17 protein-coding genes are annotated in these 21461 nt (G+C 70.8%); 16 read left to right on the forward strand and 1 reads right to left on the reverse strand.

Features of this window, described 5'->3' with window-relative positions; all coding sequences use genetic code 11:
• Window positions 1-166 precede the first annotated feature (166 nt).
• The 6 genes from DLJ49_RS11605 to DLJ49_RS11630 all read left to right on the forward strand — a co-directional run bounded on the left by DLJ49_RS11605 (window position 167) and on the right by DLJ49_RS11630 (window position 6459).
• On the forward strand, window positions 167-1147 hold the full coding sequence (locus DLJ49_RS11605) for a TRAP transporter substrate-binding protein (RefSeq protein ID WP_115393717.1): 981 nt from the start codon (window positions 167-169) through the stop codon (window positions 1145-1147).
• Between the two features lie 20 nt (window positions 1148-1167).
• Window positions 1168-1689: a TRAP transporter small permease gene (locus DLJ49_RS11610; protein ID WP_115393718.1), complete on the forward strand. Its 522-nt coding sequence runs from the start codon at window positions 1168-1170 to the stop codon at window positions 1687-1689.
• A complete protein-coding gene (locus tag DLJ49_RS11615; protein WP_115393719.1) occupies window positions 1689-2975 on the forward strand; it encodes a TRAP transporter large permease in 1287 nt (428 codons plus the stop codon). Before DLJ49_RS11610 ends, DLJ49_RS11615 begins: the two co-directional genes overlap by 1 nt.
• Window positions 2975-3676 carry an aspartate/glutamate racemase family protein gene (locus tag DLJ49_RS11620; RefSeq protein WP_115393720.1) on the forward strand — a complete coding sequence of 234 codons (702 nt, stop codon included), beginning with the start codon at window positions 2975-2977 and terminating at the stop codon, window positions 3674-3676. The genes DLJ49_RS11615 and DLJ49_RS11620 overlap by 1 nt, the downstream gene beginning before the upstream one ends.
• Window positions 3677-3770: 94 nt before the next feature.
• On the forward strand, window positions 3771-4607 hold the full coding sequence (locus tag DLJ49_RS11625; RefSeq protein ID WP_115393721.1) for a polyphosphate kinase 2 family protein: 837 nt from the start codon (window positions 3771-3773) through the stop codon (window positions 4605-4607).
• Between the two features lie 271 nt (window positions 4608-4878).
• Window positions 4879-6459, forward strand: a complete 1581-nt coding sequence (locus DLJ49_RS11630; RefSeq protein WP_115393722.1) for a 2-isopropylmalate synthase — start codon at window positions 4879-4881, stop codon at window positions 6457-6459.
• A gap of 169 nt (window positions 6460-6628) precedes the next feature.
• Here the strand turns inward: DLJ49_RS11630 and DLJ49_RS11635 are convergent, their stop codons facing one another.
• Window positions 6629-7558 (reverse strand): hydrogen peroxide-inducible genes activator, encoded by a 930-nt coding sequence (locus tag DLJ49_RS11635; RefSeq protein ID WP_115393723.1) that lies wholly within the window; start codon window positions 7556-7558, stop codon window positions 6629-6631.
• 531 nt (window positions 7559-8089) lie between these two features.
• On the opposite strand from DLJ49_RS11635, the gene DLJ49_RS11640 reads away from it, so the two are divergent.
• The 10 genes from DLJ49_RS11640 to DLJ49_RS11685 all read left to right on the forward strand — a co-directional run bounded on the left by DLJ49_RS11640 (window position 8090) and on the right by DLJ49_RS11685 (window position 21235).
• Window positions 8090-9127: a rod shape-determining protein gene (locus DLJ49_RS11640; protein WP_115393724.1), complete on the forward strand. Its 1038-nt coding sequence runs from the start codon at window positions 8090-8092 to the stop codon at window positions 9125-9127.
• 19 nt (window positions 9128-9146) lie between these two features.
• Entirely contained in the window at window positions 9147-10082 is a 936-nt protein-coding gene (gene mreC, locus DLJ49_RS11645) for a rod shape-determining protein MreC (protein WP_115393725.1), read from the forward strand.
• Window positions 10075-10614 (forward strand): rod shape-determining protein MreD, encoded by a 540-nt coding sequence (locus tag DLJ49_RS11650; protein WP_115393726.1) that lies wholly within the window; start codon window positions 10075-10077, stop codon window positions 10612-10614. Before mreC ends, DLJ49_RS11650 begins: the two co-directional genes overlap by 8 nt.
• Window positions 10615-10910: 296 nt before the next feature.
• The gene (gene mrdA, locus DLJ49_RS11655; RefSeq protein WP_115393727.1) at window positions 10911-12830 is read left to right on the forward strand and encodes a penicillin-binding protein 2; all 1920 of its coding nucleotides are present in this window, start codon (window positions 10911-10913) and stop codon (window positions 12828-12830) included.
• A gap of 13 nt (window positions 12831-12843) precedes the next feature.
• The gene (rodA, locus tag DLJ49_RS11660; protein ID WP_115393728.1) at window positions 12844-13992 is read left to right on the forward strand and encodes a rod shape-determining protein RodA; all 1149 of its coding nucleotides are present in this window, start codon (window positions 12844-12846) and stop codon (window positions 13990-13992) included.
• A 156-nt stretch (window positions 13993-14148) separates the two neighbouring features.
• Complete coding sequence (locus DLJ49_RS11665) at window positions 14149-15087, forward strand: 2-hydroxyacid dehydrogenase (protein ID WP_115393729.1); 939 nt, start codon at window positions 14149-14151, stop codon at window positions 15085-15087.
• 353 nt (window positions 15088-15440) lie between these two features.
• Window positions 15441-16721: an MFS transporter gene (locus tag DLJ49_RS11670; protein ID WP_115393730.1), complete on the forward strand. Its 1281-nt coding sequence runs from the start codon at window positions 15441-15443 to the stop codon at window positions 16719-16721.
• A gap of 153 nt (window positions 16722-16874) precedes the next feature.
• Entirely contained in the window at window positions 16875-17627 is a 753-nt protein-coding gene (locus tag DLJ49_RS11675; RefSeq protein WP_115393731.1) for an SDR family NAD(P)-dependent oxidoreductase, read from the forward strand.
• A gap of 183 nt (window positions 17628-17810) precedes the next feature.
• Window positions 17811-19532, forward strand: coding sequence for a methionine--tRNA ligase (gene metG, locus DLJ49_RS11680; RefSeq protein ID WP_115393732.1), 1722 nt, complete (start codon window positions 17811-17813; stop codon window positions 19530-19532).
• A gap of 110 nt (window positions 19533-19642) precedes the next feature.
• On the forward strand, window positions 19643-21235 hold the full coding sequence (locus DLJ49_RS11685; RefSeq protein ID WP_115393733.1) for a PAS domain-containing hybrid sensor histidine kinase/response regulator: 1593 nt from the start codon (window positions 19643-19645) through the stop codon (window positions 21233-21235).
• Window positions 21236-21461 lie beyond the last annotated feature (226 nt).

The raw sequence follows: 21461 nt of genomic DNA on the forward strand, positions 1-21461 counted from the left end.
GCGCGCAGGCAGCCGGCCATGCACATGCCGCACCATCGGGCAGGTTGGCGGGGCGCACGGCGCCGAGGCGCGAAAAATGCTTTTCACGAAAGCGTTCTGTGAAACAGGATTTGCGCATGGATTGCCCGATTCCGGGCGGCCGCTCAGATCGAAAGGGACGCACGCCATGACCCAACTGAGAAAGACTCTTTTCACCACCGCCGCGGCGATCGCCCTGCCGCTCGCCGCGCAGGCCCAGGTGGTGCTGCAGATCAACTCGTCGCTTCCCGAGGGCTCGTTCGCCCACGTCTTCCTGCAGGAATACGAGCAGCGCCTCGAAGCGGCCGCGCCGGGCGAGATCGACGTGCAGATCTTCATGTCGAACACGCTCGGCTCGGAGGAGGACGTGCTGCAGGGCCTCGGCCTCGGCACGCACCATGCCTCGCTCTCGGCCTCGGCCATCGCGCAGATCAACACCCGCGCCGCCATCTTCGATCTGCCCTATCTCTTCGAGGACCGCGCCGCGGTGCAGACCTTCGCCGCCAGCCCCGCGGGCGACATGCTGCGCGAGGGCTTCGACGGCAGCGGCATGGTGCTCGCCGCGATGTGGGACAACGGCTTCCGCCAGATCACCAACGCGGTGCGCCCGATCACCGTGCCGGCCGACCTCGAGGGGCTCAAGATCCGCACGCCCACGAACCGCCAGCGGGTCGAGATGTTCAACACGCTCGGCGCCAACGCCACGCCCCTGTCGTTCGGCGAGGTCTATTCGGCGCTCGACCAGGGCGTGATCGACGGGCAGGAAAACCCCGCCAACGTGGTCGACACCGCCAAGCTGTTCGAGGTGCAGGGCTACATGTCGCTGTCGAATCACGTCTATCTGCCCACCTTCCTCGTGTTCGGCGAGCCCTTCCTTAACTCGCTCGACGAGGGTCTGCGCGAGACCGTGCTGAGCGTCGCGGCCGACGTCGCGCCCTGGACCTTCGACTGGGGAGAGCAGACGGATGTCGAGACCATCGCCGCGCTGTCGGACAGGATCGAGGTCAACGAGATCGACTTCGCCGCCTTCCAGCAGGCCGCTGCGCCCCTCTACGAAAGCCCGACTTTCGTCGACGTGATCGGCGAAGACATGATCGCGGCCACGCGCACCGCGCTCGGCCTCGAGTGAGCGCACCCGGGAGCCCCGCGATGGACCGTCTTGCGGATGTCTTCGAGCGGCTCGACCGCTGGGCCGGCGCGGCGCTCGACGCCGCGGTGGTGGCCCTTGCCGGGCTCCTGCTGATCCTGCTGAACTGGGCGGTCTTCGCCCGGTTCATCCTCAATGACAGCGTGTCGTGGGGCGAGGAACTGCCCGCCCACATCCTCGCCACGCTGACCTTCATCGGCGCGGCCTACCTGACACGGACGAACGAGCATCTAGGCTTCGACGCGGTGCTGCGGCTGTTGCCGCAGCGTGCGATGCGGGTGGTCACCGCGCTCAACCTCGCGCTGATGGCCGGGTTCGGGCTGCTGCTGGCCTGGTATGGCGGGATCGCCGCGGCGAGCTTCGCCGGGCGGCAGCTGATCTCGATCGACCTGCCGATGCTGCTCTTCCGCGCGGCGATGCCGGTGGGCGGCGTGCTGATCGCGGCCTTCTGCACGGTGCGCCTGGTGGGCGTGCTCACGGGCCGGATCGACCCGGCCGATCTTTTGCCCGAGGCGGACGCGTGATGCCGATCGATCCCGGCTGGATCATCCTGATCCTCCTCGTCACCCTCCTGATCGCGGGCCTGCCCATCGCCTTCGTCCTCGGCGTCACGGCGGCCACGATGATCCTGCTCGACCCGGGCGTCGTGCCGCAGATCATCGGGCTGATCCCCTTCGGCGGGGCCAACAACTACCTGCTCGTCGCGGCGCTGCTGTTCATGATCGCGGGCGAGGTGATGAACCAGGGCCGGATCGCGGAAAAGCTGATCGCCTTCGCCTCGTCGCTCGTCGGTCACATCCGCGGTGGGCTTGCGCATGTCAACATACTGACATCGCTGTTCTTTTCCGAGATTTCAGGCACGGCCACGTCTGATGCGGCCGCCATCGGCTCGGTGATGATCCCGCAGATGCGCAAGCGCGGCTACCCGGCCGCCTTCGCCGCCGCCGTCACCTCGACCTCGGCGACGATGGCGATCATCGTGCCGCCGTCGCTCAACCTGATCCTCTACGCCTACGTCGCCAACGCCTCGATCGCCGAGCTGTTCGCCGCCGGCATCGTGCCGGGCATCATGGTCTGTGCGCTGCTTATGGGGACGGCCTATCTCATCTCCGTCCGCCGCGGCTATCCGACCGAGGGCGCCTTTTCGCTGCGCCGCGTGGCCGAGACGGGCAAGGACGCCGCGATCCCGCTCACGCTGCCGATCCTCGTGCTGGTGGGCATCCTCGGTGGCATCTTCACCGCGACCGAGGCCGGCGCCATCGCCGCCTTCTGGTCGATCGTGCTGGCCGTCCTGCTCTACCGCACGGTGCGCCTCGGCACGCTGATCGACACGCTGCGCGTGGCGGGCAAGCGCTCGGCGATGCTGATGTTCATCGTGGCGACCTCGACCCTGCTCGGCTGGTATCTCACCAATCAGCGCATCCCGCAGGAGATCGCGCAGGGCATCCTCGGCATCTCCGACAATTACTGGGTCGTCCTGTTCGCGATCAACGCCTTCTTCCTTCTCGCGGGCACGATCATCCACGGCACGCCGGCGATCCTGATGCTGGTGCCGATCTTCCTGCCGCTGGCCGACCAGCTGGGCATCGACCGGGTGCATTTCGGCCTGATCCTGACGATCAACCTCGGCATCGGCCAGCAGACGCCCCCCGTCGCCTCGGTGGTGCTGATCACCTGCGCCATCGCGAGGATCTCGATCGCGAAGATCATCCCCTCGATGCTGTGGTTCATCGGCGCGATGCTGGTGGCGCTGCTGCTCGTCAACGTCTTTCCCGCCATCGCGCTGTGGCTGCCCTCGGTGATCCTCTGATGCGCCTGCTGATCGTCAACCCCAATACCAGCCAAGGCGTCACCGACCGGATCGCCGCCGCGGCCGAGGCCGTGGCACTGCCCGGCGACCGCTTCACCACCCGCTCGGCCGCCTTCGGCCCGGCCCTGATCGTGACCCCCGCGGACGCGGCGGAGGCGGTCGAGGGGGTGCTCGCGACGATCCGCGCCCATGACGGGCCGGTCGACGGCATCGTGCTCGCCTCGTTCGGCGATACCGGCGCCGAGGCAGTGCGCGCGTCGAGGCCCGGCCTGCCCGTGGTGGGGCTGGCCGGCGCGGCCTTCGCCGCGGCGCGGGCGCTGGGCGGGCCGACGGGCATCGTCACCTTCGGCGCGCAACTCGCGCCCGGCCTGCGCGAGATGGCCGAGGCACACGGCCTCGGCCCGCGCCTCGTCGGCGTGGCGTCGCTGCCCGATGGCGATGCAGGCGACCCCTCGACGGTGCAGGAGCGCTGCGCGGCCGACCTCGCCCGCCTCTCCCGCGAGATGGCCGGGCAGGGGGCATGTGCCATCGTTCTGGGCGGCGGCCCGCTGGCCGGCCTCGCCCGCGCCATCGGCCCCGTCGTGCCCGTGCCGGTGATCGACGGAGTGCAGGCGGCGGTGGGCCTTTTGCGCAGCGCCGTGACCGAGCGCCGCGCCGAGACGGGGCGCCCGCGGCCGGAAGCGGCGACGCGCGCGGGCTGACGGCGCACAGCGCCGCGTTGCCCTCGCTGCCGGATGCTGCTTGACTCAGGAGGTGGCCCGACCGCCCCGGGCCGCCCCAGCGACGGGGACTGCCATGGCAAAGCGCACCCCCAGGCGGCCGATCCGCCTGGCCGACCTCGACATGTCCGCCCGGCTGGGCAAGAAGGCCTACGCCCGCGAGCTCGCCGAGCTTCAGCTTGCGCTGAAGGCGATCCAGCAGACCTATCTCTTCCGCGGCCACAAGGCGGTGGTCGTGTTCGAGGGGTGGGACGCGGCGGGCAAGGGCGGCACGATCCGGCGCATGTCGGCAGCTCTCGATCCGCGCAGTTTCAAGGTCTGGCCCATCGGGGCGCCGCGCGACTACTACCTCGACCGGCATTACCTGTTGCGCTTCATGGAGCGGTTGCCGCCCGCCGGCGCGATCTCGGCCTTCGACCGGTCGTGGTATGGCCGCGTGCTGGTCGAGCGCGTGGAAGGGCTGACGCCGAAGGCGCGGTGGCGCAGCGCCTATGGCGAGATCAACGACTTCGAGCGGATGCTGCGCGAAGACGGCACGCGGCTGGTCAAGCTGTTCTTCCACATCACGCCCGAAGAGCAGCTCGCCCGCTTCGAGGAGCGGCTGCGCAACCCGATGAAGCGGTGGAAGCTGACCTACGAGGATTTCCGCAACCGCGAGAAATGGGACGACTATACCCGCGCCATCGACGACATGCTGGCGCGCACCTCGACAGACGACGCGCCGTGGCACCTGATCGCCGCCAACGACAAGCGGCACGCCCGCATCGCCGCGCTGCGCCATATCGTCGAGGTGCTGAGCCGCGGGGTGGAACTGGGGCCTGTCCCGCTCGACCATGCCGTGATCGACGCCGCCGATCGCGTGCTCGACCTCGAGTCAAACCTGATCGCCAGCCTGCGCGGCCGCACCGACTAGCACCCGCCGCGAGGGGCGGTGTCGCGGAATGCCGGCCTCCGCGCTCGGCCGCGAAATCGCCCCTTTTCGCCCGGCGCGCGCCCGGCTATTGTGCGCCGCATGATCGGCCGCGACCATATCGCCCGCGCCCCGGCCGCCAGCACCGTGCTGGCAGGTCTCCTTCTCCTTAGCCGCCTCTGAGCGTGCCCCCGGGCGCGAGCGCTCAGAGGTAGCCACGCGCCCCGGAAACAGGCTCTCCGGAGCCACGGCACGCCAGAGAAGGACCACCGCCATGACCGACCAGACCGCAACGCCCGCCAAGGACCGGGTGCTGATCTTCGACACCACCCTGCGCGACGGCGAGCAGTCGCCCGGCGCCACCATGACCCATGCCGAGAAGCTGGAGATCGCGCAGCTCCTCGACGAGATGGGCGTCGACATCATCGAGGCGGGCTTCCCCATCGCCTCGGAGGGCGATTTCGAGGCGGTCAAGGCGATCGCCGAGCAGGCGAAGGACGCCACGATCTGCGGCCTGGCCCGCGCCAACCTGACCGATATCGACCGCTGCTGGGAGGCGGTGAAGCATGCGCGCTCGCCCCGCATCCACACCTTCATCGGCACCTCGCCCCTGCATCGCGCCATCCCCAACCTCACGCAGGACGAGATGGCCGAGCGCATCCACCAGACGGTCACCCATGCCCGCAACCTGTGCGACAACGTCCAGTGGTCGCCGATGGACGCCACGCGCACCGAGTGGGACTACCTCAGGCGCGTGGTCGAGATCGCCATCGGGGCGGGGGCCACCACGATCAACATCCCCGACACGGTTGGCTACACCGCGCCGGTCGAATCGGCCGACCTGATCCGCCGGCTGATCGACGAGGTGGAGGGGGCCGAAGACGTGATCTTCGCCACCCATTGCCACAACGACCTCGGCATGGCGACGGCCAACGCGCTGGCCGCCGTGGCGGGCGGAGCGCGCCAGATCGAGTGCACGATCAACGGCCTTGGCGAGCGGGCGGGCAACACCGCGCTCGAAGAGGTGGTGATGGCCCTCAGGACGCGTGGCGACATCATGCCGTTCGAGACGGGCGTCGACACCACCAAGATCATGAACATCTCGCGCCGGGTCGCCGCCGTCTCGGGCTTCTCGGTGCAGTACAACAAGGCGATCGTGGGCAAGAACGCCTTCGCCCACGAAAGCGGCATCCACCAGGACGGGATGCTGAAGAACGCCCAGACCTTCGAGATCATGCGGCCCGAGGATATCGGCCTGTCGGAATCGAACCTGGTGATGGGCAAGCATTCGGGCCGCGCGGCGCTGCGCGCGAAGCTGAAGGAACTCGGCTACGAGCTGGGCGACAACGAGCTCAAGGACGCCTTCGTGCGCTTCAAGGCGCTCGCCGACCGCAAGAAGGAGGTCTACGACGAGGACCTGATCGCGCTCATGACCGACGCGCAGATCGAGGCCGAGGGCGAGCACCTGCGGCTGAAGTTCCTGCGCGTCATCTGCGGGACCGAGGCGCCGCAATCGGCCGACCTGACCCTGACCGTCGAGGGGACGGACCACCAGGTGACCGCCACAGGCGACGGCCCGGTCGACGCGGTGTTCAACGCGATCAAGCGGGTCTTCCCCCACGGGGCGCGGCTGCAGCTCTACCAGGTGCATGCCGTCACGGGCGGCACCGACGCGCAGGCGACGGTCTCTGTGCGGATGGAGGAGGCCGGCCGCATCGTGACCGGCCAGGCCGCCGATACCGACACCGTCGTGGCCTCGGCCAAGGCCTACATCGCCGCGCTCAACCGCCTGATCGTGCGCCGCGGCAAGACCGGCACGGACGCGCGGGAGATTTCCTACAAGGACGTCTCCTGACAGCGCAGACGCGGGATGGCGGGGGCAGGAGCGGGGGGCCAGCCCCCCGCACCCCCCGGGATATTTCGCGCAAGAAGAAGGAACGGGCGCGGCGCGCGCAGGCGAGGGATGCCCGGGCGGGCGGGCCGTCGTCCGCCAGGACGCGGTCCGCGCGGGCGGGCAGGCGCGGTCAGAGAATCAGTTCGGCGCGGAAGCGGGCGCGGGCGACCTCCCGCAGGATGTCGGCGAGCTTTCGATAGGCCGCGTCATCGGGAGCGGAGCGGCGCCAGACGAGGCCGAGGGTGCGGGTGACGCGGGCGCCCTTGAAGGGGATCGCCACCACGCCTTCGTCGCGGGGGGCCAGCTCTGAGGCGACGTAGAGGCGGGGCAGGAAGGCCGCGCCCATCCCCATGCCGACCATCGCGCGCAGCGCGTCGAGCGATGTGCCTTCGTAGTCGCGCACCATCTCGGCCCCGTGGTCGCGGCAGAGGCCGGCGATCTGGTCGTGCAGCGCGTAGGCGGGCGACAGGCCGAGAATGGAGAGACCCGCGATCTGGGCGGGCTCGATCTGCTCCTCGTTGGCCAGGGGGTGGTCCTTGGGCACGGCGAGGGTGAGCGGCTCGCGGAACAGGCGATGCGCGACGAGGTCGGCGCCGGGCTCGGGCAGCTGTGTCAGGATCAGGTCGTGCTCTCCCGCCAGCAGCGCGTCGCGCAGCGGGCGTGGCGCGCTCTCGCGGACGTAAAGGCGCAGGTCGGGGAAATCCGCGTGCAGGCGGGCCACCACGCGGGGCAGCAGGTAGGGGCCGATCGTGGGGGTCGTGCCGAGGCGCAGCGTGCCCACGAGCCCGACCCCCATCGTCGCGGCGAGATCCACGATCCCCTGCACTTCGTCGCGCACGCGGCGCGCGCGGGCGAGCACCTCGCGCCCCGCGGGCGTGAGGGTGACGGGGCCGCGCCCGCGCTCGACGAGGCGCAGGCCGAGCACGTCCTCGAGGTTGCCGATCTGGAGCGAGAGCGAGGGCTGCGAGATGCCGAGCCGTGCGGCGGCCCGCCCGAAATGGGCCTGCTCGGCCACGGCGATCAGATAGCGGAGCTGGCGGAGCGTGGGCAGGGCGGACATGCGGCTTCCTTGGCCCGACGGGGCCGGCTGCGCGGGGATAGGCGGGCGCATAGGAAAAGCCAATCGAAAATTCGAATTCCATTGGCTTCCCTTCCGCCCGGCTTGCCCGATATGACGGCGTGTGCCGGGGCGAGATGCATCGGCCCGACGATCGACATACGAAATCGCTGTCGCCCATGGGCTTGTGCGCGCCCCGGCGGCAGACGATGCCTCCGGGTGCCTGAGCTGCAATCCCACATTCCGGAGGCCTTGGGGGGACGCAAGGCGGTGCGTTCCCCCAATTTATTTGCACTTGCACATATTCTGCAACGTCGACTGGAAGAGGTGCCAATTGCGGCCCCCCTGCTTGTCCTTTTTCGACATTCGGGTCTCTCGAGGCCGCTCGTGGCGGGCGTTGCTCGCCGCTCGTGCGGGCTACCCTGGCGCGGTGCCCCTTTCGCCGTTCAGGGCGCGCTCGTATAAGGCTCCAGCCCCGCGGGTGGGGAGTCGCAGGCGCGGGCCGGGGGGCCCTCAGACGGGAAGGGCGCAACGATGGCGTTGCTCAGCGGATTGTTTTCTTCCGACATGGCGATCGACCTCGGGACGGCGAACACGCTCGTCTACGTCAAGGGCCGGGGGATCATCCTCAACGAGCCTTCGGTCGTCGCCTACCACGTGAAGGACGGGCGCAAGCAGGTGCTCGCCGTGGGAGAGGACGCCAAGCTGATGCTGGGCCGCACGCCCGGCTCGATCGAGGCGATCCGGCCGATGCGCGACGGGGTGATCGCCGACTTCGATACCGCCGAGGAGATGATCAAGCACTTCATCCGCAAGGTGCACAAGCGCACGACCTTCACCAAGCCCAAGGTGATCGTCTGCGTGCCCCACGGCGCCACGCCGGTCGAGAAGCGGGCCATCCGCCAGTCGGTGCTGTCGGCCGGCGCAAGGCGCGCGGGTCTCATCGCCGAGCCGATCGCGGCGGCCATCGGGGCGGGGATGCCGATCACCGACCCCACCGGCAACATGGTCGTCGACATCGGCGGCGGCACCACCGAGGTGGCGGTGCTGAGCCTTGGCGACATCGTCTACGCCCGCTCGATCCGGGTGGGCGGCGACCGGATGGACGACGCGATCGTCAACTACCTGCGGCGTCAGCACAACATCCTGATCGGCGATTCGACCGCCGAGCGCATCAAGACCTCGATCGGCTCGGCGCGGATGCCCGACGACGGGCGCGGCGCCTCGATGCTGATCCGCGGGCGCGACCAGATCAACGGCGTGCCGAAGGAGACCGAGGTGAACCAGGCCCAGGTGGCCGAGGCGCTGGCCGAGCCGGTGCAGGCGATCTGCGAGGCGGTGATGACGGCTCTCGAGGCCACCCCGCCCGACCTTGCCGCCGACATCGTCGACCGCGGCGTGATGCTCACGGGGGGCGGGGCGCTGCTCGGCGATCTCGACCTCGCGCTGCGCGAGCAGACGGGGCTGTCGATCTCGGTGGCCGACGAATCGCTCAACTGCGTCGCCCTCGGCACCGGCAAGGCGCTGGAATACGAAAAGCAACTCCGCCACGCTATAGACTACGAGAGCTGACCGCCCGCGAGGCCCGCCCATGGCACGGGACCGCACCGAGCTTGACTACGTCTCGCCGCTCCGCCGCATCGGGCTCGGGGTGCTCATCCTGCTGTGCCTCGGCGTGTTCCTGCTGTGGCGGATCGATTCCCCCCGGGTGGAGCGCATCCGCGCCGACCTCGTCGACCGGGTGGTGCCGCGTTTCGAGTGGGTGTCGGTGCCGGTCCGGCGGATGGCCGACATGGTGCGCGATTTCCAGTCCTACCAGCGTCTGCACGCGCAGAACCGCGACCTGAGGCGCGAGTTGCAGCAGATGAAGGCGTGGCGCGAGGCGGCGGTGCAGCTCGAGCAGCAGAACGCCAAGCTTCTCGCCCTCAACAACGTGCGGCTCGATCCGCGACTGACCTCTGTCTCGGGCGTTGTGATCGCCGATTCGGGCTCGCCCTTCCGACAGTCGGTGCTGCTCAACGTGGGCGCGCGCGACGGCATCGTGGATGGCTGGGCCACGATGGACGGGCTCGGCCTGGTGGGGCGCATCTCCGGCGTCGGGAAGAATACGGCGCGGGTGCTGCTGCTGACCGATCCGACCAGCCGCATCCCCGTGACGGTGCAGCCCTCGGGGCAGCGGGCGATGCTGATGGGCGACAACTCGGCCGCGCCGCAGCTCGGCTTCGTCGAGGATCCGGGCCTGATCCGCGCGGGCGACCGGGTGGTGAGCTCGGGCGACGGCGGGCTGTTCCCGGCGGGCCTGCTGGTGGGCGAGGTCGCGGTGGCCGCGTCGGGCCAGTTGCGCGTGCGGCTCGCGGCAGACTACCAGCGGCTCGAGTTCCTGCGCGTGCTCCGCTCGCACTCGGCCGAGGTGATCGACGAGACGGGGGCGCTGCTGATCCCGCCGCAACTGCCGCCGGTGCAAGCGCCCGAGCCGGCCGGAACCGACGAGCTTGAGGCGGCAGAGGAAGGGCGCGGCGGTGGTTGACCCCTATGCCGCGCGCCTCTGGGGCTACCGCGCGCTCTTCGCCGCGATGGTGGCTGTCCTGGCCATCGTGCGATTGATGCCGCTCGACGTGGCCCCGGCCACGCTGCCCGGGCCAGACGCGATCCTCGCGCTGACGATCGCATGGGTGATGCGGCGGCCGGCCTACGCACCGGCATGGCTGGTGGTGGCGCTGTTTCTCGCGCTCGACCTCTTGTTGCAGCGGCCGCCGGGGCTGGGGGCGCTGGCGGCGCTGGTGGCGACCGAGTTCCTGCGGCGGCGGCAGGCGGCGACGCGGGCGCTGCCGTTCCTGCTGGAATGGGTGCTGGCCACGGCGGTGCTGCTGGCGATGGTCGCCGGCACGCAGGCGGTGCTCGCGCTGACCATCAGCCCGCGCCCGCCGCTCGGCCTCGACATCCTCCGGGCGCTGTTCACGGCGGCGGTCTATCCGGCCGCCGTCGCGGCGACCGTGTGGCTTTTCAAGGTGCGCCGTCCCGCGCCCGGCGACTATGGCGGCTCGGAGGCGCGGGCGTGAGCGGGGCAGCCCCGCGGCACGGCACCTCGGCGCGCAGTAGAGGGGCGGACCGGGTGCGAGACCGCCGGCGCCCGCTTCCGGCGAGGTCGCAAGGCATGCCCGGTCGCCGTGGGGCGCAGCGCCGTCTCCGCTCATGCCGCCGGGGGGGATGCCCCGACACCGATGCGCCCGCGCCTCGGTGGGTGGGCGTTGCCCGGCCTGCGCTCGCACTCCTCTGCGGTCGCCGCTTTCGCGGTCTTGCCGGCTCACCCATTCGTGCCGTTCCCCCCGGGCACGGACCCCGCTAGGATAGGCTCATGCGCAGACCCCCGAAGGATACCGAGGAAAGCGCCCGTCGCATCTCGCGCCGCGCCGCGATCATGGGGGCGGGCATGTTCGGCTTCATGGCCGTGCTCGCCGGCCGGATGCGCTGGATGCAGGTCGAGCAGGGCGAGGCCTTCCGCCTGCTGGCGGAGGAGAACCGGGTCAACCTGCGCCTCGTCCCCCCCGTCCGCGGCCTGATCTTCGACCGGCAGGGGCGCATCCTTGCCGATAATGCCCAGAATTACCGCATCGTCGTCGTGCGCGAGGAGGCGGGGGATCTCGAGACGACCATCGCCAAGCTGCGCGGCCTCGTGCCCCTCTCCGACGAGCAGGTGGAGCGGGCGCTGCGCGAGATCGAGCGCCGCTCGCCCTTCGTGCCGGTCACCCTGGCCGACCAGCTCAAGTGGGAGGACGTGGCCGAGGTCGCCGTCAACGCGCCCGCCCTGCCGGGCGTCACGCCCGAGGTGGGCCTCACGCGCTACTACCCGCTCAAGGGCGATTTCGCCCATGTCGTGGGCTATGTCGGCCCGGTCTCGGACCGCGATCTCGAGCAGGCGGGGGGAGACCCCGACCCGGTGCTGCAGATCCCGGACTTCCAGATCGGCAAGGTCGGCGTCGAGCGCAAGCTCGAGCCGATGCTGCGTGGCACCGCCGGCACCAAACGCATCGAGATCAACGCCTCGGGGCGCGTCATGCGCGAGCTCGACCGCCAGGAGGGCGAGCGCGGCGCCGACCTGCAGTTGACCATCGATGCCGGCCTGCAGAACTTCGCCCAGGCGCGCATGGGCGAGGAGAGCGCCTCGGCCGTGGTGATGGACGTGCACACCGGCGACATCCTCGCCTGTGCCTCGGCGCCCTCGTTCGATCCCAATCTCTTCGTGCGCGGGATCTCGGTGCCCGACTACCGCACGCTGACCGAGAACGATCACCGCCCGCTCGCCACCAAGACGGTGCAGGGCACCTACCCGCCCGGCTCGACCTTCAAGATGCTGGTGGCCATCGCCGGCGTCGAGGCGGGCGTCGTCACCCCCGGCGAGACAGTCTTCTGCCCCGGTTTCCGCGAGATGGGCGGGCGCCGCTTCCATTGCTGGAAGCGGGCCGGTCACGGCTGGATGGACATGCACGACAGCGTCGTTCAGTCCTGCGACGTCTACTATTACGAGTTGGCCGAGCGTGTCGGCATCGACCGGATCGCCGCCATGGCGCGCCGCTTCGGTCTCGGCGAACGGTTCGACCTGCCGCTGTCGGCGGTGGCCGAGGGCCTCGTGCCCGACAAGGACTGGAAGCGGCGCACCCGCGGCGAGACATGGCGCATCGGCGACAGCCTGAACGCCGCGATCGGGCAGGGCTACAACCTGACCTCGCCGCTGCAACTGGCGGTGATGACCGCGCGGCTCGCCACCGGCGAGGCGATCCGCCCGCGGCTGGTGAAATCGGTCGACGGGCGCGAGCAGCCGGTGCTGAGCGACGGGCCGCTCGGCCTGTCGCCCACGCTGATGGCGCAGATCCGCAAGGCGATGTTCGACGTCAACAATCACCGCCGCGGCACCGCCTATCGCTCGCGCATCGTGGCCGACGACCTCAAGATCGCCGGCAAGACCGGCACGAGCCAGGTGCGCTCGGTCGTCGTGCGCAACGAGGACGTGCCTTGGGAACAGCGTGATCACGCTTTGTTCGTCGGCTATGCGCCCTACCACGCCCCCCGCATCGCCTGCGCGGTGGTGGTCGAGCATGGCGGCGGCGGCTCGGCCGCGGCGGCGCCGGTGGCGCGCGACATTCTCGCCCGGGCGCTGCACGACGACCTGCCGCCGCTCGAGATCTTCCCCGCGAGCCAGCGCTCGGAACTCGAGGCGCTGTTCTCGTCGCTGCCGCTCCTGCGCGAGGACGGCACGCCGCCGGCCGACCGGGCCTGAGGGGGCACGCGCCGTGAGCTATCTCGAGTATCGCGTCCAGACCGTCCCCACCGGCCTGTCGAAGCTGTTGCACATCAACTGGGCGCTCGTGCTGCTGCTGACGGCGGTGGCCTGCATGGGGTTCCTGATGCTCTACTCGGTCGCCGGCGGCGCGATGGAGCCCTGGGCACGACCGCAGATGGAGCGCTTCGGCTTGGGCCTCGCGGCGATGTTCGTGGTCGCGATGGTGCCGATCTGGTTCTGGCGCAACGTCGCGTTCCTGGCCTACGGCTTCGCCTTCGCGCTCCTGCTGGTGGTCGAGGTGGCGGGAATGGCCGCAGGCGGCGCGCAGCGCTGGATCGACCTCGGCTTCATCCGCCTGCAGCCCTCGGAGCTGATGAAGATCACGCTCGTGATGCTGCTCGCGGCCTATTACGACTGGCTCGACGTCGACAAGGTCTCGCGCCCGCTCTGGGTGGCGCTGCCCGTGGTGATGATCCTCGCGCCCACCGCGCTCGTGATCGTCCAGCCCGACCTCGGCACGGCGATCCTGCTGGTGGTGGGCGGCGCGATCGTGATGTTCGCGGCCGGTGTCCACTGGGCCTATTTCGCCGCCGTCGTCGCCTCGGGCGTGGGCACCGTGAGCGCGGTCATGGCCTCGCGCGGGACGGACTGGCAGCTTCTGCAGGATTACCAGTTCCGCCGCATCGATACCTTCCTCGACCCCACGTCGGACCCGCTCGGCGCGGGCTACCACATCACCCAGTCCACGATCGCCTTCGGCTCGGGCGGGTGGACGGGGCGCGGCTTCATGCAGGGCACGCAGACGCGCCTCAACTTCCTGCCCGAGAAGCACACCGATTTCATCTTCACCACGCTCGCCGAGGAGTTCGGCTTTCTCGGCGCGGCGTCGCTGCTGCTTCTCTACGGCGGGATCATCTTGTTCTGCCTCGCCTCGGCGATGACCAATTCCGACCGCTTCGCCTCGCTCCTGACGATCGGCATCGCGGGCGCCTTCTTCCTCTACTTCGCCGTGAACATGTCGATGGTGATGGGGCTCGCCCCTGTGGTGGGCGTGCCGCTGCCGCTCGTGAGCTTCGGTGGCTCGGCGATGCTGGTGCTGATGGTGGCCTTCGGGCTGGTCCAGTCGGCCCACGTGCACCGCCCCCGTGGCCGCGCCTGAGCGGACAGGCCGCAGGGGGGCGCTGCCCCCCGGCGCCTGCGGCGCCTCCCCCCGGAGTATTTGGGCCAAGATGATGGGGCGGTCGCCGGGGCGATCGGGTTGCCGACGGGCGTCGGCTGGTGTGGGGTGCGGGAGCCCATGAGAGGAGCCGACCGCATGCCGCCCGTGATCCGATTCGCCGCGTCACCCGCCGCATGGGAAGAGTACGAGGCCCCCCTGCGGCGGGCGCTCGCCGAACGCGGGCTGGGCGCGGTCGAACTGTCGCCCGAGGCGCTCGAGCCGGCGCGGGTGGACTACATCGTCTATGCGCCGAACTCGGACGTGCAGGACTTCACCCCCTACACGCGGCTCAAGGCGGTGCTGAACCTGTGGGCCGGCGTCGAGAACGTGGTCGGCAACCCCACGCTGCGGGTGCCGCTCGCGCGGATGGTCGATGCGGGGCTGACCGAGGGCATGGTGGAATGGGTGGTGGGCCACGTGCTGCGCCATCACCTCGGGATCGACCATTGCCTCGCGCACCAGTCGGGCGACTGGGTGCGGCACGTGCCGCCGCTCGCGCGGGACCGTCCGGTGACGGTACTGGGCCTCGGCGCGCTCGGGCGGGCCTGCGCGCAGGCGCTCGCGGCGCTCAACTTTCCGGTGACGGGGTGGTCGCGCACCGCGCGCGAGGTGGCCGGGATCAGGTGCCTGTCCGGCGAGCCGGGCCTCGCGCCCGCGCTGCGGGGGGCGGCGATCGTCGTGCTTCTGCTGCCCGACACGCCGGCCACGGCCGACGTGATGAACGCCGAGACGCTGGCGCTGCCCTCGGCGGGGGCGGTGCTCATCAACCCGGGGCGCGGCACGCTGATCGACGACGCCGCCCTACTCGACGCGCTCGACCGGGGACAGATCGGGCATGCCACGCTCGACGTCTTCCGGCAGGAGCCGCTGCCGGCCGACCATCCGTTCTGGCGGCACCCCAAGGTGACCGTGACACCGCACATCGCCTCTGAGACCCGGCCCGCCACGGCGGCCGAGGTCATCGCCGAGAACGTGCGCCGGAGCGAGGCGGGGGAGCCACTGCTTCACCTCGTCGACCGCGCCCGCGGCTACTGAGACCCGGCAGGCCGGACCAGGGCGAGGGCGGGACGGTCGGGGCTGCGCGCGCGGCGTGGCCGACAACCGGGGGACGGAACGCAAGGCTGGGGGCATCCCGGAGCCCGAGCGACGCGCTCGCGCCGGGCATGCGCCGGGAGGAGCACACGCGAGGACGAGCCAGACGGCGAGGCGGGCCGGAGCGCAAGGCGGACGACTGGTCGTCAGAGCGTGGCGGGGCCGAGGGCAGAGGCCCACGGAGGGACAGGGGGCGACTGAGGGACAGGGCGCGACGGGAACGGTCGCCTTTCTGCCTGACCTTTGCACGTGGACGGGGCAGTGTGGCGGGCGAGCCGCCCCGGAGCCCCTCCCCGATGCCCCTCGTGATCTCCTACGCCGCGCTGTTTCTGTCGGTGATCCTGCTGCAGCTCTCCTCGGGGGGCGTGGCGCCGCTCGACGCGCTGTCGGGCCTCGAACTCGGCTTCACCAATGCGCAGATCGGCCTGCTCGGGTCGGCGCATTTCGTGGGCTTCTTCATCGGCTGCTGGTGGGCGCCGCGGCTGATGGGCTCGGTCGGCCATTCGCGTGCCTTCGCGGCCTTCACCGCGATGGGCGCGATGGGCCTGATCGCGCACATGATGCTGGTCGATCCGTATGTCTGGGCGCTTTTGCGCCTCGCCACGGGCCTTTGCCTCGCCGGCTGCTACACCGTGGTCGAGGCGTGGCTGCAGGGCAAGGCCGAGAACGCCAACCGGGGCCGCGTGATGGGGGCCTACCGGGTGGCCGACATGGGCGGCTCCCTCTGCGCGCAGCTCGTCGTCGCGGTGCTCGCGCCGGCCTCCTACGTCTCCTACAACGTGCTCGCGCTGCTGTGCTGTGCGGCGATCCTGCCGCTCACCCTGACGCGCGCCTCGCCGCCCGAGACGCCCGAGGCGCCCCGGCTTATCCCCGCGCTTGCCTGGCGCCTCTCTCCACTGGCCGTGGCGGGAGTGCTGGTGGCGGCGGTCTCGTCGGCCTCGTTCCGCATGGTCTCGCCGATCTACGGCGAGGGGGTGGGGCTGTCGGCCGACCGGATCGCGTGGTTCCTCGCCGCCTGGGTGCTGGGGGGCGCGCTCGCGCAGTACCCCGTGGGCTGGCTTGCCGACCGATACGACCGGCGGTGGGTGCTGATCTGGCTGTCTGTCGCCTCGATCGGGGCCTGCGTGACGACGGTCGTCGTGGGCGGCGGCTCGCACGCGCTGGTGTTCCTCAACGCGATGCTCTTCGGGGCGGTGAGCTTTCCCATCTACTCGGTCTCGGCCTCGCACGCCCACGACCATGCCGCGAGCCACGAGCGGGTGGAGCTCTCGGCGGCGCTGATGTTCTACTTCGCGCTCGGGGCCATCGCGGCGCCGCTGCTCGCGTCGACCCTGATGGAGCGGTTCGGCTCCGGGGCGCTCTTCGCGATGATCGCGGTGGCGCATGCGGGCCTCGTGCTCTTCGGGCTCGTGCGGATGCGGCTGCGCGACGCCCCGCAGCTGCGGACACCTTATGTCTGGCTGCCGCGCACGACCTTCACGATCGGCCGACTCTTCGGCGCGCGGCGGGATGGGGCGCCGCCGGGGGCGACACCCCGGCGCCAGGCCCGCGCAGAGCCGCCGGACGCCAACGAGTGAGACGGCAGACCGTATCCTGCCCGCCGCCCCGCCCGGCACCGAGGTTGAGCCGGATCAATCCCCGCCGGGCCCGCTCGCGTTAGGCTGGTCCGCGACGGAGGGCGCGGGCCGCGCATCGCGCGTCCCGCGGGGAAGAAGCGAAAGGAGTGGGACATGGAGATTCGATTCGACGGCAAGTGCGCCCTGGTGACCGGCGCGGCGTCGGGCATCGGCGCCGAGATCGCCCGCGAGCTGGCGCGCGGTGGCGCGACGGTGATCTGCGCCGACCTCGAGGAAGAAGCCTGCGCGGGCTTGGTGGACGAGATCCGCGGCGCGGGCGGTCAGGCCCACGCGCGGGCGTGCGATGTGTCCGACCCTGCGTCTGTCGAGGCTGCCGTGGCCTTCGCGGCCGAGACGGGCGGCGGATTGCACCTGCTGGTGAACAACGCAGGGATCGGCGGTCAGCAGGGGCCGCTTGCCGACTGCGAACTGGCGAACTGGGACAAGGTGATCGCGGTCAACCTGTCGGGCGTGTTCTACGGCATGAAATACGCGATCCCGGAGATGGAAAAGGCCGGCGGCGGGGCCATCGTCAACATCTCGTCGATCCTGGGCTCGGTTGGGTTCGCGGGCGCGGGGCCCTACACGGCGACCAAGCACGGCGTCGTTGGCATGACCAAGGTCGCTGCGATCGAGAATGCCGAAAAGGGGATCAGGGTGAACGCGGTCGGCCCCGCCTTCGTCAGGACGCCGATCCTGGAGGCGCTCGACGACGCGACGCTCGAGGCGGTGGCGGGGATGCACCCGGTCAAGCGCCTCGGCACGGTGGACGAGATCGCGCCGCTGGTGGCCTTCCTTCTTTCGGACGGGGCCAGCTTCATCACCGGCAGCTACCACCTCGCCGACGGCGGCTACACCGCCCAGTGAGCGGTGCGCGACGGACGCCGCCGGGGCAAGGCGCTTGCAAGCGCCTTCCGAGCGCATGCGCGCGCGGCAATGGCCTTGCAAGGCCGTTGCGCCGTTCCGGCGGCGGGCGCACGCGTCGAGGTCGCGCTGGCATCGCCGGGGTCCTTCGGCTAGGCACACGCCGGCATATCGGGAAGGCTCAGCATGGCGCGCATCCTCATCACCTCGGCCATACCCTACATCAACGGGGTGAAGCACCTCGGCAATCTGGTTGGCTCGCAGTTGCCCGCCGACCTCTATGCCCGCTATGTCCGGGCGCGCGGGCATGAGGTGCTGTTCCTCTGCGCCACCGACGAGCACGGCACGCCGGCCGAGCTCGCCGCCGCCAAGGCGGGCATGGAGGTCGCCGAGTATTGCGCCAGGATGCACCGGGTGCAGGCGCGGCTCGCCCAGGGCTTCCGCCTGTCGTTCGACCATTTCGGCCGCTCTTCCAGCCCGCAGAACCACAGGCTGACGCAGCACTTCGCCGGCCGGCTCGCCGAGAACGGCTATATCGAGGAAGTGACCGAGCGGCAGGTCTATTCCGTCGCCGACGGCCGTTTCCTGCCGGACCGCTACATCGAGGGCACCTGCCCGAACTGCGGCTACGAGAAGGCGCGCGGCGACCAGTGCGAGAACTGCACGAAGCAGCTCGACCCGACGGACCTGATCGACCCGCGCTCGGCCATCTCGGGCTCGACCGATCTCGAGGTGCGCCAGACCAAGCACCTCTACCTGCGCCAGTCGCTCCTGAAGGACCGGCTCGACGCCTGGATCGACGGGCAGACCGGCTGGCCGATCCTGACCACCTCGATCGCCAAGAAGTGGTTGCACGACGGCGACGGGCTGCAGGACCGGGGCATCACCCGCGATCTCGACTGGGGCGTGCCGGTCAAGAAGGGCGACGCGGACTGGCCGGGGATGGAGGGAAAGGTCTTCTACGTCTGGTTCGACGCACCCATCGAATACATCGCCTGCGCCGCCGAATGGGCCGAGGCGCAGGGGCTGGGCGAGGCCGCGTGGCGGCGCTGGTGGCGCACCGACGAGGGCGCGGACGATGTTCGATACGTGCAATTCATGGGCAAGGACAACGTGCCCTTCCACACCCTGTCCTTCCCCGCGACGATCATGGGATCGGGCGAGCCCTGGAAGCTCGTCGACTACATCAAGTCTTTCAACTATCTCACCTACGATGGAGGGCAATTCTCTACCAGCCAGGGCCGCGGCGTGTTCATGGACCAGGCGCTGGAATTGCTGCCCTCCGACTATTGGCGCTGGTGGCTTCTGGCCAACGCGCCCGAGAGCGGCGACGCGGAGTTCACGTGGGAAAAGTTCCAGGCGGGTGTCAACAAGGACCTCGCCGACGTGCTGGGCAACTTCGTCAGCCGCGTCACCAAGTTCTGCCGTGCGAAGTTCGGCGAGGAGGTACCCGCGGGCGGGGAGATGTCGGCGGCCGGCCGCGCGCTGGTGGGCGAGCTGACCGAGCGGCTCGCCGCCTATACCGCGCACATGGAGGCGATCGAGGTGCGCAAGGCGGCGGCCGAGTTGCGCGCCGTCTGGGTCGCGGGCAACGAGTTCCTGCAGGGGGCCGCTCCGTGGACGACCATCAAGGAGGATCGCGACCGCGCGGCGGCCGACATCCGTCTCGCGCTCAATCTCGTGCATCTCTATGCTGTGATCTCCGAGCCGTTCCTGCCCGACGCGGCGGCGCGGCTGCTCGAGGCGCTCCGCACCGACCGGCGCGACTGGCCCGACGACCTCGGGGCGGCGCTGGAGGCGCTGCCGCCGGGCCATGGCTTCGTCACGCCCGAAACCCTTTTCGCCAAGATCGACGACGCGACGCGCGACGAATGGGCAAGCCGCTTCGCCGGCACCCGCGCCGCCTGAGCGGCGGTGCGCCGGTCTGCGTGCGGGGCCTGTCCACGTGCGGGCCGCATTGCGCCGGCGGGTTCGCCCGATAGACTTGAAACCGCCGGCGGGGCGACAGGAGGGCAGGGATGGATCGCGATCTGGTGGCCTACTGGAAGAGCGCGCCGGGCGACTTCCTCGGCGCGCTCTTTGCCCATTCGGCCTTTCTCGCGCTGTCGTTCGACGCCACCGGGCGCGTGCTCGCCCAGTCGGCGGCCCTCGCGCGCCTCACGGGGCGCAGCCACGACGTGGTGCAGGGCCGGCCGCTGACCGAGCTGATGCCCGAGGGCTCCGCCCGCCTCTTCGCCGAGGTCGTGCTGCCCGAGCTCGCCCGGCACGGCACGATCGACGGGGTCGATCTGGAGCTGCTCGACGCCGGCGGCGCGGCGCTGCCCGTGCGCTTCTCGGCGCTGTGCGAGGTCGACGCAAACGGGGGATGCGTGCGGGCGGTCGCCGTGCTGTCGGATCTGCGCGAGACCCGCGCCGCCCTCGAGGCGCTCGACCGCAAGGCCGCCGAGGCGCAGGAGGCCAGCGAGGCCAAGAGCCGCTTTCTTGCCGCGATGAGCCACGAGATCCGCACGCCGATGAACGCGATCCTCGGTTTCGCGCAACTGCTCGACATGTCCGACCTCGACGAGACGCGCGCCGGCCACGTGAAGGCGATCCTCTCTGCGGGCGAATCGCTGATGACGCTGCTGGCCGACCTCCTTGATCTGACCCAGGTCGAGGCGGGGCGGATGCGGGTCGATCTGCGCCCGTTCGACCTGCACGACCTGCTTGATTCGGTGGCTGGCTGGTGGCGGGCCGCAGCCGCGCAGAAGGGCCTCGCCCTGAATGTCGTGCGCGCGGAGGGGCTGCCGCGGCAGGTCGTCTCCGACCGGGGCCGGATCGAGCAGGTGCTCCACAACTACCTTGGCAACGCGGTCAAGTTCACGCCCGCCGGCCGGGTTGCGCTGAGCGTCGAGGCGCTCGGGCCGGTGGCGGGCGGCGAGGCGCGCGAGACGGCGATCCGATTCCGCGTCGCCGACACGGGACCGGGCATCGCGCCCTCCGAGGTGGCGCGGCTCTACCGCCCCTTCGTGCGGATCGAGGACGAGGGCGCGCCGGCGCGCGAGGGCTGGGGCCTCGGCCTGTCGATCTGCGCGGGCATCGCCGAGGCGATGGGCGCCGAGGTGGGCGTCGAGAGCGAGCCGGGGCGCGGCTCGGTCTTCTGGTTCGACGTGCCGGTGGGCGTGGTCGAGGGACAGGGCGAGCACGTGGCGCAGCCGGGCCCGGACGCGGCGCCGCGTCGGCCGGGTCGCCGCATCCTCGTGGCCGAGGACGACCGGCTGAACCAGGAGGTCATGCGCCGCATCCTCGCTGGCATGGGCCACGAGGTGTCGGTCGCCGCGAACGGCTTCGAGGCGCTGGAGGCGCTCGAGCGCGACGCGTTCGACGTGGTGCTGATGGACGTGATGATGCCCGGCCTGGACGGCGTGGCGGCGACCCGGCGCCTGCGCGCGGCGGGCCACGGGCAGAGCCATATCCCCGTGATCGCCTGCTCGGCCCATGTGTCGCCCGAGGCCGAGGCGCGCTACCGCGAGATCGGGATGACGGCGTTCCTGCCCAAGCCAGTCGACCGGGCACGCCTCGCCAAGGCCATCGAGGCGGCGTTGGGCGACCGGGAGGCGGAGGCGGGCTGAGCCCGCGCCGCGCAACGCCCGGCGCTTTCCGGCGGGGCGTGCCGGTGGCACCGCTGCACCGTTCTGCGAGCCGGGCGGGTCCGTGGCGCGGCCGCCCGCGCCCGGAGGCCGCCCCACCCGCCCTCCGGCGTCCTCCGGGCGCGGTCGGCGCAGGCCGCCGCCTCGCGCAGAACCGCCTCGCGCCGACCTGGCCCTCACCGACTTGGCCCCCACCGAGATGGTCGCC

The organism is Rhodovulum sp. 12E13 (assembly GCF_003340565.1).
In the GTDB taxonomy this organism is placed as follows: Bacteria; Pseudomonadota; Alphaproteobacteria; order Rhodobacterales; family Rhodobacteraceae; genus HLUCCA09.